Annotated in this window: 14 protein-coding genes and 1 tRNA gene; 8 read left to right on the plus strand and 7 right to left on the minus strand. The window is 74.4% G+C overall.

The genetic code is table 11. The features are described 5' to 3' along the window. Position 1 precedes the first annotated feature (1 nt). A complete protein-coding gene (locus tag R4Z63_RS27660; protein ID WP_384447604.1) occupies positions 2–211 on the minus strand; it encodes a hypothetical protein in 210 nt (69 codons plus the stop codon). A 250-nt stretch (positions 212–461) separates the two neighbouring features. Between R4Z63_RS27660 and R4Z63_RS27665 the strand changes: the two genes are divergently transcribed. Continuing rightward, positions 462–1,439 (plus strand): helix-turn-helix transcriptional regulator, encoded by a 978-nt coding sequence (locus R4Z63_RS27665; protein WP_384447607.1) that lies wholly within the window; start codon positions 462–464, stop codon positions 1,437–1,439. A 180-nt stretch (positions 1,440–1,619) separates the two neighbouring features. Next, positions 1,620–4,697 carry an AfsR/SARP family transcriptional regulator gene (locus R4Z63_RS27670; RefSeq protein ID WP_384447610.1) on the plus strand — a complete coding sequence of 1,026 codons (3,078 nt, stop codon included), beginning with the start codon at positions 1,620–1,622 and terminating at the stop codon, positions 4,695–4,697. On the opposite strand, the gene R4Z63_RS27675 is transcribed toward R4Z63_RS27670, so the two are convergent. Continuing rightward, positions 4,681–4,872, minus strand: a complete 192-nt coding sequence (locus tag R4Z63_RS27675; RefSeq protein ID WP_037916094.1) for a hypothetical protein — start codon at positions 4,870–4,872, stop codon at positions 4,681–4,683. The two genes, R4Z63_RS27670 and R4Z63_RS27675, sit on opposite strands and share 17 nt — an antisense overlap. A gap of 717 nt (positions 4,873–5,589) precedes the next feature. Between R4Z63_RS27675 and R4Z63_RS27680 the strand changes: the two genes are divergently transcribed. The 6 genes from R4Z63_RS27680 (at position 5,590) to R4Z63_RS27705 (ending at position 9,863) form a co-directional block, all read left to right on the plus strand. Further along, complete coding sequence (locus R4Z63_RS27680; protein WP_384447613.1) at positions 5,590–7,518, plus strand: sensor histidine kinase; 1,929 nt, start codon at positions 5,590–5,592, stop codon at positions 7,516–7,518. Positions 7,519–7,613: 95 nt separating this feature from the next. Beyond that, entirely contained in the window at positions 7,614–8,036 is a 423-nt protein-coding gene (locus R4Z63_RS27685; RefSeq protein WP_384447684.1) for a roadblock/LC7 domain-containing protein, read from the plus strand. Next, positions 8,033–8,464, plus strand: coding sequence for a DUF742 domain-containing protein (locus R4Z63_RS27690; RefSeq protein ID WP_384447616.1), 432 nt, complete (start codon positions 8,033–8,035; stop codon positions 8,462–8,464). Before R4Z63_RS27685 ends, R4Z63_RS27690 begins: the two co-directional genes overlap by 4 nt. After that, the gene (locus R4Z63_RS27695) at positions 8,442–9,086 is read left to right on the plus strand and encodes a GTP-binding protein (protein ID WP_052030040.1); all 645 of its coding nucleotides are present in this window, start codon (positions 8,442–8,444) and stop codon (positions 9,084–9,086) included. Before R4Z63_RS27690 ends, R4Z63_RS27695 begins: the two co-directional genes overlap by 23 nt. Continuing rightward, a complete protein-coding gene (locus R4Z63_RS27700; RefSeq protein WP_384447619.1) occupies positions 9,086–9,631 on the plus strand; it encodes a GAF domain-containing protein in 546 nt (181 codons plus the stop codon). The genes R4Z63_RS27695 and R4Z63_RS27700 overlap by 1 nt, the downstream gene beginning before the upstream one ends. 158 nt (positions 9,632–9,789) lie before the next feature. Continuing rightward, a tRNA-Pro gene (locus R4Z63_RS27705) sits at positions 9,790–9,863 on the plus strand. On the opposite strand, the gene R4Z63_RS27710 is transcribed toward R4Z63_RS27705, so the two are convergent. The 5 genes from R4Z63_RS27710 to R4Z63_RS27730 form a co-directional block, all read right to left on the minus strand. Further along, a complete protein-coding gene (locus R4Z63_RS27710; protein WP_384447687.1) occupies positions 9,829–10,020 on the minus strand; it encodes a hypothetical protein in 192 nt (63 codons plus the stop codon). The two genes, R4Z63_RS27705 and R4Z63_RS27710, sit on opposite strands and share 35 nt — an antisense overlap. 526 nt (positions 10,021–10,546) lie before the next feature. Further along, positions 10,547–11,908: a carotenoid oxygenase family protein gene (locus R4Z63_RS27715; protein WP_037916109.1), complete on the minus strand. Its 1,362-nt coding sequence runs from the start codon at positions 11,906–11,908 to the stop codon at positions 10,547–10,549. Between the two features lie 400 nt (positions 11,909–12,308). Beyond that, positions 12,309–14,309, minus strand: coding sequence for a DnaA/Hda family protein (locus R4Z63_RS27720; RefSeq protein WP_384447623.1), 2,001 nt, complete (start codon positions 14,307–14,309; stop codon positions 12,309–12,311). 114 nt (positions 14,310–14,423) lie between these two features. After that, positions 14,424–14,816 carry a nuclear transport factor 2 family protein gene (locus R4Z63_RS27725; RefSeq protein WP_384447625.1) on the minus strand — a complete coding sequence of 131 codons (393 nt, stop codon included), beginning with the start codon at positions 14,814–14,816 and terminating at the stop codon, positions 14,424–14,426. Positions 14,817–14,975: 159 nt separating this feature from the next. Then, positions 14,976–16,217 (minus strand): cytochrome P450, cyclodipeptide synthase-associated, encoded by a 1,242-nt coding sequence (locus R4Z63_RS27730; RefSeq protein ID WP_384447628.1) that lies wholly within the window; start codon positions 16,215–16,217, stop codon positions 14,976–14,978. Positions 16,218–16,272: the final 55 nt, after the last annotated feature.

Here is a 16,272-nt window from a genome sequence, read left to right on the forward strand (position 1 = left end):
GTCAGTCCCAGATGAGGCCCCGGGCGACCGCGCCCGGGGCGGCCGGGAGCTGTGCCGGGGCCGCCTGGACGCTGCCGGCCCCGGCCCCGGCCGCGACCGCACCCGCCGGTCCGCCGACGGCGAGCACGAGCGCGGCGTGGACGACGGCCGCGGCGAGCGCCACGGCGGCGGTGCGGACCGGACGGACGGCGGTGTGGACGCGAGAGGTCATGGAGGTGCCCTTATGGGGAGTGGGGAAGAGGTGCCGAGCGGCACGCCTCCATCCTGACCAGGGTGTTGACCTGGGGGAACGGGTTCAGGGGTGGCGGAAACGGCCAGGACGCTTTGTGACTGCGGCCCCCGCGGGCAGCCGGATCGAACCGCGTGGACGCGCGTGGAGGGCCCGTCTATGTCGCGTAGATGTCCGGCGGGCAGGCTGGTCGCAGATCGACGGGGGCGACCGCAAGCGAAGAGGGGGAACGATGTCCGCGGGGCTCGGCCTGGAGGAACTCGACCAGACGGTGTACGAGGAGATGCTCGCCCGGCCCGAACTGGGCCTGGCCGAATTGGCCGCCCGGCTCGGGGTGGAGCCCGACCGGGTCCGCGACTGCCTCGACCGGCTGTTCGCGCTGCGCCTGGTCCAGGCGTCCTTCGAGACGCCCGGCCGCTTCACCGCCGTCGACCCGGTCTTCGGGATGCAGCGGCTCCTGGACCAGCAGCACGAGGAACTGATGACCCGGCACCGGCAGGCCGCCGGCCACCAGCAGGCCCTGGTCCGGCTCCTCGCGGGCACCGGCTCCGGTGGTCGCCCGGCCGAGGGCGTCGAGCGGCTGGCCGGACTCGACGCCGTGCAGCGGCGGTTGGAGCGCCTGGCACTGGAGGCCAGGACCGAGGTGCTGACCCTCATGCCGGGCGGCCCCCAGTCCCCGGCCGCACTGGAGGCCGCCGAACGCAACGACGCCCTGGTGCTCGCCCGCGGGGTCGCGATCCGCACCATCGGGCTCGACCTCGTCCGGGAGGACCCGGGCACGCTGCGTTACAGCCGGGCGCTGCTCGCCGGCGGCGGGGCCTTCCGTACGGTCGCCGCGTTGCCGACCCGGATGGTGCTGGTCGACCGGACCCACGCCCTGCTGCCCATGGACCCGGCGGACAGCCGTCGGGGTGCGCTGTTCCTCTCCGCGCCCGGCGTGATCGCGCCGCTGGTCGCGCTCTTCGAGCGGGAGTGGGGCGCGGCCGTGCCGCTGGGCGCGGATCCGTCGGAGGCGCGGTACGTACCCACTGAGCAGGAGCGATCACTGCTGGGCCTGCTGGCCGAGGGGCACACCGACGAATCCGCCGCCGGACAGCTGCACATCTCGGCCCGTACCGCGCGGCGGATCATGGCCTCGCTGATCGAACGGCTGGGCGCGCGCAGTCGTTTCGAGGCCGGGCTGCGCGCGGCCCGCCTCGGCTGGGTGTGACCCGGAACCGGTCACTCCGAACCGCCGTGCGGACCCGGCCGGGCCGCCGCCGCGCCTGCGCGACCCATTCCGATGGCATGGTCATGTGAACCGCTTAGGATGACGCTCCGTACATCGGCGGGCCAGTACGACTGGAGACCGACCGCCGGGTGGAGCTGTGCGCGTGCACAGGGGGAACTCGTGGAATTCTTCGTGCTCGGATCCGTGGGGATGTCCCACGGGGGACCGGCGCTCACTTGCGGACCGCCGCAGCAGCAGGCGGCCCTCGCCGTCCTGGCGCTCCGGGCGGGCCATGTCGTGCCGCTGCACGAACTGACCGCCGCGGTATGGGGCGAGTCCGCTCCGGACTCCGCGGTGATGATCCTGCGGACCTACGTCTGGCGGCTGCGCAAGCTCCTGGAGAAGACCGGCGCCCAGGTCCTGGAGTCCGCGAACGACGGCTACCGGCTCGCCGTACCGCCGGGCTCGGTCGACGCCGTACGGGCCGAGGAGCTGGCCGCGAAGGCCGCGCGCGCCCACGCGGCCGGGGAGCCGGAGCGCTGCGCCGAAGCCCTGACCGAGGCCGGGGCCCTGTGGCGGGGCGAGCCGCTGGCCGGGGTGCCGGGGCCGTTCGCCGAGAGCCAGCGCTCACGCCTGGCGGAGCTGCGGCTGCACCTGTTGGAGGAGCGCCTCGGGACGGACCTGCTCCTCGGGCGGCACGAGCGGGCCGTCCCCGAGCTCACCGCCCTCATCCGCGACGAACCGCTGCGGGAGCGTCCGTACGGGCTCCTGATGCGCGCGCTGTACGCCGCGGGGCGGCAGGGCGACGCCCTCGCCGTCTTCGGCCGGGCCCGCGAGGTGCTGGCCGACGAACTCGGCCTGGACCCGGGCCCCGAGCTCCGCTCCCTGCACGCCCGCGTCCTGGCGGGAGACCCGGCTCTGCTGCCTGCCGCCGCGACCCGGGCCGCCGGACCCGAGGCGCGGCGCGGGCCGGCGGCCGCCGTGCCCACCGGTGTGCCCGGGGCCTTCGCGCCTCCGCGAGTCCCCGAGCAGTCGGGTGCCGGCCAAGCCCGGGTCGACGCCGGGCCACCGAGCGGGGGCGCCGAAACGTCCTACGCCGAACCGGGGCGGGCCGGGTACCTCCGGCCCGCCCAACTGCCGGCCGACATAGCCGACTTCTGCGGCCGGACTGCTGAACTCGCGGTCCTCGCCGACGCCCTGGGCGACCCGGCCCGCACTGCCCTGGCCGTCGCCGCCGTGAGCGGGATGGGCGGCATCGGCAAGAGCGCCCTGGCCCTGCGGGTCGCGCACCACGTCAAGGACGCCTACCCCGACGGCCAGCTCTACGCCGACCTCCGCGGGACCGGCAGCGACCCCGCCGACCCCGGCACCGTCCTGGCCAGCCTGCTCGGAAGCCTCGGCGTGCCCCGCCGCGAGGTGCCGCCCTCGACGGAGGACCGCGCCCGGCTCTTCCGCACCGTCATGGACGGCCGCCGACTGCTCCTGCTGCTCGACGACGCCCGGGACATCTCCCAGGTCAAACCGCTGCTCCCGGGTGCCGCCGGCTGCGCCGTGGTCGTCACCAGCCGGGCCCGCCTGGGCGGGCTGCTGTCGGGACGCCACGTCCAGCTCGCGGAGTTCACGCCGGAGGAGGCGCTCGGGCTGCTGAGGCAGATCGTCGGCGCCGACCGGGTGGACCGGGAGGAGGAGGCCTCGGCCGCGCTGGTCGCGGCCTGCGCCCGGCTGCCGCTGGCGGTCCGCATCGTCGCCGCCCGCCTCGCCGCCCGGCCCGGATGGACCGTCGCGCACCTGCTGGCGCGGCTCGCCGAAGAGCGGCGGCGGCTGACCGAGCTGCGGGCCGACGACCTGGCCGTCGCGGCGGTCTTCGAGCTGGGCCACCGCCAGCTGACCGGGCCCCAGGCCGGCGTGTTCCGCCGGCTCGCCCCCGTTTCCAGACCCGGGATCGGGCTCGCCGCGGCGGCCGCGGCCCTGGACCTGGCCGAGCCGGATGCCGAAGAGCTGCTCGAAGCCCTGGTGGACGCCGCCCTGCTCGAATCACCGGAGCCGGGCCGCTACCGCCACCACGAGCTGGGCCGGGACTTCGCGCTCAACCTGCCCACCCCGGCCGGTGAGGCCGGCCCGCCGGTGCAGCACCGCCTCCTGCACCACCTGCTGGGCATGGCGGCCGAGGCCTTCCAGCGGATGATCCCCGGGGACCCGGTCCACCGCTCGATCGTCGCGGCGGCGGCCGAACCGGGGGCGGGGCGGCTCGCGGACCTGACCGAGGCCCGCGCCTGGGTCGTCGCGGAGTTCGACTGCGCGCTGCACACCGTCCAGCTGGTGGTGCGGCGGCCGGACGCCGCGGACCCGGAGGAGCTGACGATGGCCGCCGACCTGCTGGTCGCGCTCAGCTCGTTCGGGCAGGACATCCCGTACGCGCGGATCACGCAGACCGCCGCCGAACTGGCCCGGGCCGCGACCCTGCGCGGCAACGACCGCGCGGCCGGCCGCGCCCACTTCCTCACCGGGAACGCGGCGCTCCAGGCCACCGACCTGGGCCGGGCCCGGGCAGCCGCCGAGCTGGCCGTACGGGCCTGCCGCCGGGCGGGCGACCGGGCGATCCTGCAGCAGGCGTACAACGACCTCGGGGTGATCGCCCAGTTCGAGCACCGCTTCGGCGAGGCCTCCGCGTGCTTCGACGAGGCACTCGTCCTGGCGCGGGAGCAGGGCCACCGCTCGGGCGCCCTGACGATCACCCTCAACGCCGCCCTGGCCCGCGTCCGCGGTGGCCGGGCGGCCGAGGCGCTGCCCGCCTGCGAGGAGGCCCTGCAGGCGCTGCGGGAGATGGCCGACGACCACGGGGTCGCCCACGCGCTGTGCGTGCGCGGACAGGCCCTGCACGAGCTCGGCCGGCTGGACGAGGCGCTGGCCGCGTACGGGGAGTGCCGCGACCTGTGCGACGCGGCCCGGATCCCGGGTCAGCGGGCACAGGCCGACTACCGCAGCGCCCGGACGCTGAGCGACCTGGGCCGGACCGGGGAGGCGCTGGAGGCCTCCGCCCGGGCCGTGGCCCATCTGCGCACGGTGCCGGGCCGGGGCCGGGACCGCGGCTACGCCCTGCTGATCCACGCCCGGGTCTGCCTGGCAGCGGGCCGGCGCGAGGAGGGGCTGCGGTACGCGACCGAGGCGTGGGAGGTCTTCGAGCGGTCAGGCCTCCCGGAGGCCGCGGAGGCCCGCACCCTGCTGGAGCCGCGCGCGGCGGTCACGCCTTGCTGTTGAACTCGTTGTGATCCAGGCGCGGTCGGGGGATGGTGGCGTCGTCGGCCGAGACGCTCGTGCTGCGGTCCGCCGTGAGGGCGGGGGCTCCGGCGGTGGCACCGACGGCGAGCAGCGCCAGGAGCACGGCGGGGACGGCGAGGGCCAGACGGCGCGTGACGGTGCGGGTGTGCGGCACGGTGGATCCTGTCTGTTCGTCCAGGTGCCGTGTGCGGCCCCTGGCTGGCTTGCGGGTTGTTCTGCCGAGGAGGCTCGCAGCCGTCCATCTACGTTTCATATACGCCGCCGACGGCCGCCTGCCGTGGCGGCGGACCGTCCTCCGACGTGCAGTCGGACACCGCTGATCGACACGGCCCGTACCGGTGTCGCCCTGCTGGAGCGCCTCGGCGGTGAGGGGCGTGAGCCGGGCTCGGGGGCGGCGCCCCGAGCCTTTGGGCGAGCCGGCCGGGTGGCGGCCGTTCGTCACCGGGCGGACGGCGGGCGCACCCGCGCAGCTGTCCGCGCAAGGGCCTGCGGCCGTGCACCCCGCACCAGGCGGGCGGCGCGGCGCCGACGGTGTCCCGCGTGGCGTCGCCGGTGGTGAGCGGGCGGGCGAGGCCGGAGTCCGTCGGGTCGCAGCGGGCGCGCCGGCCCGGACACGGGTACCGCCCCCGCCCGGGCCGGCGCCGCAGCCGGCGTCCGCGTGCGCCCGCAGGGGCGCCGCGGGGCGCCCGCAGCGGCCTGACCGGCGCATTAGGGCTGCTGTACGAGCGCTCCACCGGGAGCGGGAAGCACCCCCGGGAAGTTCGCCAACTGGCGGTCCGCGGCGGGATGGCGGGGTCTAGCGTGGGTATTCGGTGATCAACACCGGGCCCCGGGAACGCTGGGGGCCGGGCCCCACGTACCGAGGACGCCGATGTCCGGACCCCGCGCCGCCCGCCACGCCCCGTCGAGACATGCCGCCCCCGGTCCCGGCCGGCAGATACGTCCCCAGCTGGTACGCGCCGCCCTCCTGCCCACCCTCGCCGCCGCGCTCAGCGGCGCCGCCGCGGTGATCTTCACCCTCCAGCTCGGTGGCGGCGCCGGCGAGCGTGACGCCCGGCTCTGGCCGGTGCTCACGGGCTGCGGCCTGCTCACGATCGGCGCCCTCGCCGCCGCCCTGCTCGGCGCGCAGCGCGCGGCCAAGGCCGTACGGGACCGGTGCGAAGCGCTGCGCCGCTCCAGTGTGCGCGGCCGCCAGGAACTGAGGGCGGCCGCCGACCGGCTGGAGCGGGGCGAGGCGGCGCCGCGACCGGTCCGGGGCGGGCCGAACGCACCGCTCACCGGGGGCGACCCGGCCGGGGTGGACGAGTTCTGGCTGCTCTCCCAGGAACTGCGCGGCGCCCGGGAACAGGCCCACACGGCCCTGGTACGGCTGGCCGGTCCCGTCACCCCGTCCGACAGCGACCGCAAGGTCGAGGTCTTCGTCAACCTCGCGCGCCGGCTCCAGTCCCTCGTGCACCGCGAGATCTCGCTGCTGGACGGCCTGGAGGACACGGTCGAGGACCCGGACCTGCTCAGGGAGCTCTTCCACGTCGACCACCTCGCCACCCGGATCCGCCGCCACGCCGAGAACCTCGCCGTGCTCGGAGGCGCCGCCTCCCGCCGCCAGTGGACCCGGCCGATCGACCTGAGCGAGGTGCTCCGCTCCTCGGTCGCCGAGGTCGAGCAGTACACGCGGGTCAAGGTCGTGCCGCCGGCGGGCGGCACCGTACGCGGACACGCCGTCGCCGACGTCGTGCACCTGCTGGCCGAACTCGTCGAGAACGCCACGGTGTTCTCCGCCCCCGACACCGATGTGGTGCTGCGCGCCGAGCGGGTCACCGCCGGGATCGCAGTCGAGGTGGAAGACCGGGGACTGGGCATGCCGGCCGAGGAACAGCAGCGGATGAACGCCCTGCTCGGGGATCCCGACCAGGTCAGCGTCCGGAGCCTGCTCGCGGACGGGCGGATCGGCCTGTACGTCGTCGCGGCGCTGGCCCGCCGGCACGGGATCGCCGTCGAACTCAAGTCGAACATCTACGGCGGCGTCCTGGCGGTGCTGGTGCTGCCGCAGGAGCTGCTGGGCGCGGCCGAGCCCGCCGACGTGGCCGGGGGCTCGCGGGTGACGCCGCCGCTGGAGCCGGCGCGGATGCCGCTGCCCCGTCGCGCGGAGCAGGCCGTCCCGGCTCCCCGCTCCGAACCCCGCCCTTCGGAGCCCGCCGCCTCGACCGCGACTGCTGCCGCACCGCCGGCCTGGTCACAGCCCGGGCCCGTCACCGGACGGGAGCCCGGGGCGGCGGCGGGACCCGTGCCGCAGGCGCCGGCCGCAGCCGACCGGGAGCCCGCCCCCGCGGCGGACGTGCGGTCGGCTCCCGCCGGTGGGCCGCCGGGTGCTCCCGGCACCGGCACCGCGACAGCTGCGTGGGGCGTGTCCCAGCCCCCGTCCGCGTCCCGGCCGGGCACCGGGTCGGTGCCTGCGGTCGAGCGGCCGTGTGCGCCGGTGATGGATGCGGGGAACGCGTCCGACACCGGGCCCGGGGCGGGGCACGGACCGGAGGCACCGACGGCAGTCGGCCGCCCGGATGCCCGGCCCGCAGTCCCGGCCCAGCTCGGCGGCCCGGACGTACGGGGCGCCGGCGACGGGGCCGCGGGCGAGCGGCCGGAGTTGCCGCGGCGCCGAGCCCAGCAGCACCTCGCGCCCCAGCTGCGCGTCGCCCCGGACCCGCGGTGCCCCGCGGACGCAGGGCAGCCCGTACCCGATCCCGGCCTCATGGCCGCCTTCCGGCGGGGCTTCGGCCTGGGGCAGTCGGAGAACCAGGCATGACCCCCACCCCCAGCACCCCCACCCCCAGCACCCCCACCCCCAGCACCCCCACCCCCAGCACCCCCGGCAAGGAGCGCACCACCATGGGCGGCGAAATGGCGACCGAGACCGGCAGCCGGCTCTCGGACCTCGAATGGCTGCTCAGCGGCCTGGTCCAACGCGTGCCGTACACCCGCAGCGCCGTACTCCTCACCGCCGATGGGCTCGTGACCTGTGTGCACGGCCTGGACCACGACAGCGCCGACCATCTCGCGGCCCTGGCCTGTGGCCTCTACTCACTCGGCCGCAGTGCCGGCGCACGCTTCAGCGACGGGGCAGGGGTGCGGCAGGTCGTCGTCGAGCTCGATACCGCGCTCCTCTTCGTCTCCGCAGCCGGGTCCGGTACCTGCCTGGCCGTCCTCGCCGACCGCGAAGCCGACGCCGGTGTCCTCGGCTACGAGATGGCGATGCTGGTCAAGAGCGTCCGTCCCTACCTCGCGGCCGAGCCCCGGCGGCCCGCCGCGAACGCGGAGCGATGAGGGCCCACGGCAGGGGGGTGCACAGGGCCTGTGGCGGATACGGGAAGGGGCGGGACACACCGTGGCTCGACGACTCGGCGGGGCGGGTGGTGCGCCCGTACACCGCCAGCGGCGGCCGGACCAGACCGGGGATCGCGCTCGACCTGCTGTCGCTGATGAGCGCGACCGGCGTACGCCCGCGCGTCCCGCTCGGGCCCGAGCACACCCTCGCGCTGAGGTGGTGCGCCGGTGCCGCGGCGGTCACCGTCGCCGAGCTCGCGGGCCAGCTGCGGCTCCCCGCCGCGGTGGTCAAGGTACTGCTGTCCGATCTCATGGAATGCGGAGCCGTGACGGCGCAGCCGCCGCGGTTCCCGGGTGGAGGCACGCATGCCGCCGATGACCAGTTCCTCCTCCTGGCGGTCCTCGATGGCCTACGCCGACGGCTGTGACGCCCCCGTGACGCTGAAGGTCCTGGTCGCGGGGGGCTTCGGGGCGGGGAAGACCACCTTCGTGGGCGCGGTGAGCGAGATCGAGCCGCTGAGCACCGAGGAACTGCTCAGCGACGTCGGCATCGGCACCGACCCGCTGCACGGGGTCGAGGCCAAGGCCACGACGACCGTCGCGCTCGACTTCGGCCGGATCGCTCTGGACGGGCGTCACGTGCTCTACCTCTTCGGCATGCCCGGCCAGCACCGCTTCTGGTTCCTGTGGGAGGAACTGTGCGCGGGCGCGCTCGGCGCGGTGGTGCTCGCGGACACCCGCCGCCTCGCCGACTGCTTCCCGGCAGTGGACTTCTTCGAACGGCGCGGGATCGGCTTCATCGTCGCCGTGAACGAGTTCGACGGCTGCCACCGCTACACCCCCGACGAGGTTCGAGACGCGGTGGGCCTGGGGCCCGAGGTACCGGTCGTACCGTGCGACGCACGCCTGACCACGTCCGGGACGGTGACACTCGCCGCCCTGGTCCGCCACCTGCTGTGCACGTCCGCAGACCGATCGCCCGCGGCGGCATCGATGACACCAGCGACGACCGCCACGACGACAGGGCCGAAAGAACCGGGGGAAACGTGATGCCCTCCTACGAACCGACCGGGCGCCTGCTGCTCACGCCCGTCGACCGGGAGGCGCCGGCGCGAGCCGTCCGCCTGCGTGAACTGGGCCTGGGGGAGCGGGTGGACCCCGAACTGGACGCCTTCGCCCGCCGTGTGGCGGACGTCCTCGCGGCCCCCTGCGCGGGGGTGAACTTCGTCGGCGAGGAGCGCCAGTTCTTCGCGGGCCTGCACCACGTGCCCGACGCCCCCGGGAGCACCTACCCGGCGCGGGTCCTGGCCCGCGATCACGGCTACTGCCCGCACGTGGTGGTACGCAGGCGCGCGCTGGTACTGGAGGACGTGCGCGACTTCGCCCGCTTCGCCTGCAACCCGGTGGTGGACGAGAGCGGGGTCCGCTCCTACCTGGGGGCGCCGCTGACCGACCGGCGCGGGATCGTCCTGGGCACGGTGTGCGTGGTGGACACGGTCCCGCGGCGGTGGGGGACGGAGGGACTCGTCGCCGCGAAGGGGCTGGCGGCGGAGCTGGTGGCCCTGCTGCACGAACGGGAGGACCGGCGCGCGTGAGCCCCGAAGCGCCTGGTCGCAGCCCATCCGGAGCCGCTCGCCGGCACCGGCCGCCCTGATCGCGCACCGGTGGCGGAAAGGCGCGCGCGACCACCCACGGAAATGCGGTATCGTTCTCATGCGCGTTCGGCCAGGGGAAACCCCAGGTCAGCGGGCATCGGGACGTGGCGCAGCTTGGTAGCGCACTTGACTGGGGGTCAAGGGGTCGCAGGTTCAAATCCTGTCGTCCCGACTCGAAGGAGTCGCAGGTCAGAGGCCGTTTCCGCCACAAGGCGGAAACGGCCTCCGCCGTTGGTGATCATTCGAGAACCGGCGCCGCCCCGCTCGGCGGCCTTCAGGCCCGCTTCGAAGCGGCTCGTGGCGCCGAGGCGTTCCCTGATCGAGGCCATGTGGCGGCTGACGGTGCGTGACGAGATGCCGAGGTGGTTGCCCGGCGCCGTCGTCGGTGAGGCCGCCGGCAAGGAGACGCGCTGATACCCGCCAGTGACGCGTTCGCCGGAACTCTTCCAGTGGCCCCGCCCCTCGACCGGCAGCATAGGTCCGGCCGCGCCAGCCGGCGCGATCACTCAGGAACAGATCATCGCCCGGGCGCACGACGGGATCAGCAACGCCGTTCCGGACAGCCAGTCGCTCGCTCGGAAGGACAGCACGGTCGGTGGACCGTACCGCGCGGACTGCTCCGGGTTCATCTCGATGGCGAGGGGCCTGAAGGACAGCCTGGATACCGGACCCTTCCCGATATCTCGACCGTCACCGCCTCGCCAATGACTGGGTGAGCAATGGTGCCTGGCAAGGGCCCTCCGGCCTGGGCGGCACCAGCCGCTGACCCCCACCCGGCACCCACCTCGGATGAGGTCGCATTTCAGGGGCCGTTCCAGAGCGATCTGGAACGGCCCCTGAGCGCTGTGCGCGGTGTCAGGACGCGTGGTGAGGGGTGTCGGGGATCCAGGAGCCGTGGAGGCCCGCGGTGACGCGGTGGGGGAGGTGGACGGTCGCGACGGTGCCCAAGCCGGTGGCATCGAGCACCAGGAGCTGCGAGGCGTCCTGCTTGATGTCGGAGACGACGGTGAGGAGGTAGCCGTCGTCCTCGTTGGTGGCGCCCGCGGCGGGGACGAAGACCGCTTCGGCGGGGAGGCGGGCGTCGCCGACCTGGTGAATGCGGCGGGCGCCGGTGGTGCGGTCGTACTTGACCAGCCCGTAGCCGCCCAGGCCGTTCTCGTCGGGGAAGGCGACGGCGTACTGGTAGCGGTTCTCGACGCCGAGGTAGTCCTCGTTGAGCGTGGGGAACTCGATGGGGAGGTCGTCGATGATGCGCTCGTCGACGGTGCCGGCGGCCATGTCGATGGTCCAACGGCGGGTGTAGGAGCGGGAGACGGGTTCGCTGCCGCGGCCGGGGGCACCGGTCCACCAGTTCCAGGAGAGGCGGAAGCCCTCGCGGTCGACGGTGGGGCCCTCCAGGACGATGCGGCCCTGGCCGTCTTCGTAGGCGTTGGAGACGTGGAGCATGTTGCCCGGCTCGATGGAGTACCAGCGGATGTGCCGGTGTCCGTCGGTGCCGCGGGGCATCACGCCGATCCGGGAGGGCTGCCGGTCGCTCCAGCCGTAGGGGATGCCGGAGTGTTCGGCGGGGTCGAAGGTGACGTTGCCCTCGATGAAGACGACATGGCGCCGGGTGAGGGCGAAGTCGTGCTTGAGGGAGGCGGTGGCTCCGGGTACCTCGGCGGTGTGGACGAGGGCGCCCTCGGCATCGGCGACGTGATAGGTGAGGTACGGGGGGAAGGGGGACGAGGCGAAGAAGTGGAGTTCCCCGGTGACCGGGTCCTCCTTGGGGTGCGCGGTCATGGCGGTGCGGAGCTTGCCGTCGAAGTCGTAGGCGCCGATGGTGCCGAGTTCCCCGTCGAGTTCGAAGGGGAGATTGGCCTCGCACAGGGCGAGGAGCCGGCCGGCGTGCTCGATGATGTGGGTGCCGGCGGCGCTGGCGGTGAGGTCGGGGCCCTTCTCGGTCATGTAGGGGGCGCCGTCGAGGGCGGGGGTGTGGACCCAGCGGTTGCGGTACCACTCGGCGCGGCCGTCCCGCAGGCGGATGCCGTGGACCATGCCGCTGCCCTTGAACCAGTGGGTGGGGGTGACACCGGGCTTGGGGTTGTGGCTGTTGCGCAGCAGCCGCCCGGACAACTCCGGCGGCAGGGTGCCCTCGACCGTGAGACCGGTGGCCGTGACCTCCTCCGCGACAGGAGTGAAGTGGCCGGTCAGATAGGGCGGGTTCACAGTGGTCATGACGCGATCTCTTTCCTGGGGGCGAGTGGGGCGGCAGCCGTCGTCCCGGCCCGGCTGCGCCGGGCGGGTGAGGAGGTGCGCGGGACCGGCCGCGGCCGGCGGTCGGCCGGCGCGTCCGGCTGCGTGCCGCGTTCGTGGTACACAGCCTCGCGTCGGCCGGTGTCCACCCTCCAGCCCCGGCCGGGACGAGGCGTGTCCACTGCTGTCCGTACCTGTCCACCCCGTCCTGCCGGACCTCCCCCGTGCTGTGGCCGCAAAGGTGTGCCGGCTCGCGGCCCCCGGTGCGGCGCAGCGCACGGCGGAGGATCCCACCTCGTCCTCGACGTCCTCGCGCGGTCCGACAACGCGGCGAGATGCCGTGCCGGGGGCCGTGAGGCGGTGAACCCTTCCGGTCACAGCGCTAGCGCGGGCCCTGCAGCTCCCGTTGCCACAGGGCTTCGCAGAGCAGGTCCAGGCCCTGGCGCAGATGGCGGCGGTAGGTGCCGTACGGCAGCCCCAGGCGGCGGGCCGCGCCCTCCTGGGTCGGGACACCGGAGAGGTACCCGGCGGTGAGGGCCTCGCGGGCGCGCACCCCGCGCGGGTCACGGGCCAGGTCGTCGACGGCCTGCCGCAGCAGCGTGCGCAGCTCCTCCACGGGATCGTCGAGGTCGGCCGCGAGCCGCGTGCGCATCAGGACGCAGGCGGCGAAGGCCTTCGGGTCGCGCCAGTGCGCCAGCGCCTCGCGCACGGCCTGGTCGAAAGCGGTGCGCGAGACGGCCGACGGCGCGGCCGGGGCCGGTGCGTCGGGGGTCGATATGAAGCGCAGGAGCCACGTCTCCACGGGGACCTCGCGCCAGTCGACGCCGAACAGCCCGTAGGTGTGCTCGCCGACCCGGGGGCGCTCCCCGGTGTCGCGCAGGGTGCCCTCGACCCGTTCGGCCCAGGTTTCGGCGTCCTGGAAGACGGCGAAGCCGAAGGCTCGGCCGCGGGCCCGGGCGGCCTCCGCCTGGGCCCGGGAGCTGCTCAGATCGATGACGCGGGACGGTACCTGGTAGCGCTCGGGGTAGACCGAGAAGCGGCTGATCCCGATGTGCTCGCCGGGGCTCACCGGTGCCGTGGCGTCGGTGTGGCGCCACGCGGCCGCGACCACGGGGTCGGTGGCGAGGTCCTCCGGGTCGGGCGGGGCCGGCAGGGCCAGCCGGGCCGTGAAGGCGACGATCCGGCCCGTGTCCACGAGGCGGTAGACGCTGAAGGCCTGCGGCTGGCGCCGCACCCAGTAGCGCACCAGTTCCGCCGAGGCAGGCCCCTCGGTCTCCTCGGCCATCCGCAGGACGACGTCCACGTCGTCCGGGTGCAGCGGACGGTCGTGCAGCTCCTCGTCGCGGGACCAGGTGCGCAGCCGGGAGAGGGTCTCGCCCTCCCGGAAGAGGTAGAAGAGCTCGTCGGTGACGGTCCACACCCGCTCCTCGGGCGCTTCCCGCAGCAGGCGCAGGTATTCGTCCGCCAGGCGCCCCCGAATCGCCTCGAAGGCATTGGGGGCGCGCCAGCGCAGGTCGGCGGCGAGCGTCTCGCGGGCGGCGTCGTGCGGGTGGAGTCCCCGGTGCGTGGACTCCATGAACGGCAGGTCCCTGAGCCAGGAGAACAGCAGGTGGGCGTCCTCGTCGGGCAGTACGGAGGACAACAGTTCCTCGGACGTCGAGTGGGCCTGCGCCGCCACCTCCAGGGCGCGGCGGTGGGCGGCGGTGGGGACCTCGCCGATCAGCCCCGCCAGCAGGGTGCGCAGGACGTCCGCCGACGGCGCCCAGATCTCCTCCCGGGCGCAGCCCGCCGACCCCGCCGCGGCGGCGAGGGACAGGGCGAGCGGGTTGCCGCCGGCGAAGCGCAGCACCCGGTCGTGTAGTTCCGGCCGGATCCGTGCAGCGACCAGCAGGCTGCCGGCCTGCTCCTCGGAGAACGGCTCCAGTTCGGTCACGTGCAGGAGCCGGGACCAGGCCGGGTCGGCCGTCCACTGGGGCTGCGGAGCGCGCCGTCCGGCGAGGACGACCAGGGTTTCGTCCGCGGCGCGGGGCAGGAAGTGGTGCCACAGCCAGCTCTCCAGCCACTGGCAGTGGTCGAAGGAGTCCACGAACAGGACCGTGCCCGGTACGTCGAGGAACGGCCCGGCGGCGTGCTCGAAGTCGCCCGGGTCCCGGCTGACGAAGCGGCCGTCGAGTTCGACGAGCAGCCGGCCCGCCGCGCGCGCGTGGTCGGCCAGCCGCCTGAGCAGCGTGGACTTCCCGATGCCGCCCGGCCCGCACACGTAGAACGCGAACGGGGCCTGCGCATCACCGGCCAACGCCCGGCCGAAGAGGTCGAGTTCCTCGTCCCGGCCGATGAAGGCCCGCACTCGGGCCCGGCTGAGTCTTTCCCCTACGGACACCATGGTCGTTTCCCTCTCCTTGCTCCACACCGACGCTCTGCGTGCCCACTGCAGGGAGAGCGCTCTCTTCCGTTCCGGTTTCCCCCGTCGGAGCCCCTGACAGAGCTCCTGTTCAGCTCACTTGACGCTGCCGAGGTTGCCGTCGTCGGGGTGCCCGGTCACCAGGAGGGTGGTCTCCTCGACGCACTGGAACCGGCCGTCGGGGGCCAAGCGGGCGAAGAGGTAGACCTCGGTGCGGGAGGTGCGTCCGTTGTGCTGGGTCAGGGTGACGGTGTGGCGGTCGGCGTAGCGGGGGCCGTCGCGGAGTTCGTCGTGGACCTCGATCCCACCGCTGAGCACCAGGGTGCGCAGGCGCGCCATGTGCTGGACGAAGGAGGCGCGGTCGCTCCACACGCCGTCGGTGCGCTGGCGGTAGTCGGGGGTGAAGTGCCGGTCGACGGCTTCGTCGAGGTCGAGACCCGGCGTGAACAGCAGGTCGTTGAGGGCTCTGGTGATGTCGGTCGGTCTCATCGTCGTCTCCGCTTGGGGGATGGGGCAACGGGCTTTCGGGGCCGGGAGTACGGTGGCTGCCGGTCCCGGCCGGAACCGCCCTGCCAGTGCCACGGCCGCGGCGGTCCACCGGGTCGCGGCGCCCCGGCGAACCCTGCCGGTCACCGCACTAGACGGCCGTCAGTCGCGGCGGGTTCCACTTCCCCGCACGGGAGTGAAGTCCAGCGACAGGGAGGCCGGTCCCCGGGTGTACAGGCCCGTCTCTCGGTAGCGGAACCCGGGGCTGTAGCGGACCTCGTCCAGCAGGGGCAGGAGCATCGCGGCGACGGTCTCGATCTCGGCACGCGCGAAGGCCGCGCCGACGCACTGGTGGAGCCCGCTTCCGAACGCCAGGTGCTGGGCGGCCGCGGTGAACGACCGGGCCGTACCCAGGTCCGCGCGGTGGATGTCGAAGGAGTCCGGGTCGGCGAACGCGTCCGGATCGCGGTTGGCCGCGCCGATCATGCAGAAGACGGTGGCGCCCGCCGGGACGGTGGTCCCCGCGAACACGGCGTCCTGCGCCGTCTGTCGGGGGATGAGCTGGACGGGCGGGGTCAGGCGCAGGGTCTCCGCGATCGCCGCGGCCAGCAGTTCCGGGTCCCGGCGGACCTGCGCCATCTGCTCGGGGTGGTCGATCAGGTGCTTGAAGAGCAGGGCGATGGTCTTGTCCGCGGGTTCCGCGGCTGCGACCAGCACGTTGATGATCAGCGCGGTGACGTCGCGATCGCTCATGGTGATGCCGTCGAACTCCGCGGTGCACAGCTTCGATATCAGGTCCTGGCCGGGCCGGCGGCGCCGCTGCCGGATGACCGGGGCGAGGTGGGCCTCCAGTCGCTCCGCGCAGTCCAGGCAGTGCCGTCGGCGCTCCGGGGTCAGGGCCAGGCCGGTGACGAACTCGGCGACCCCGCTGTGCCAGCGGGCCACCTGCTGCCAGTCGGCCCTGTCCAGGCCGAGGACGTCCAGGGCGACGTGCACGGCGAAGGGCTTGCCGAAGTCGCCGACCAGGTCGATCCGGCCCTGCGGGAGGAACGGGGCGATGAGTTCGGCGGCGTTGGCGCGGATGGCGCGTATCTGGTCCTGGAGGGCGGAGCCGGTGAACGCGCGCACGACGATCTTCCGCTTCGCCGTGTGCTCCGCGCCGGTCATCTGGGCGAGGACCCGCCCGCGCATCACGGGCTCGGCGCGTACCTGGAGCATCTCGGTGGTGAACGCCTCCTGGTCGGTCAGCACCCGCTTCACGTCCTGGTGACGGGAGAGGAAGTAGCCGTCGATCGTCGGCTCGTAGTGCACCGGGACCCGCTCCCTGAGGTGCGCGAAGAAGCGTTCGGGTGCGGCGTCGAACGCGTCGGACAGCACGCTGAAGGGCGGGATCGCCAGGGGCATGTTCGGACTGCCTCTCGAAGGTGCTCGTGGTGCGGTGCGGTGCGGTGGGGAGGGG

This window comes from Streptomyces sp. PL-29, from assembly GCF_058344425.1.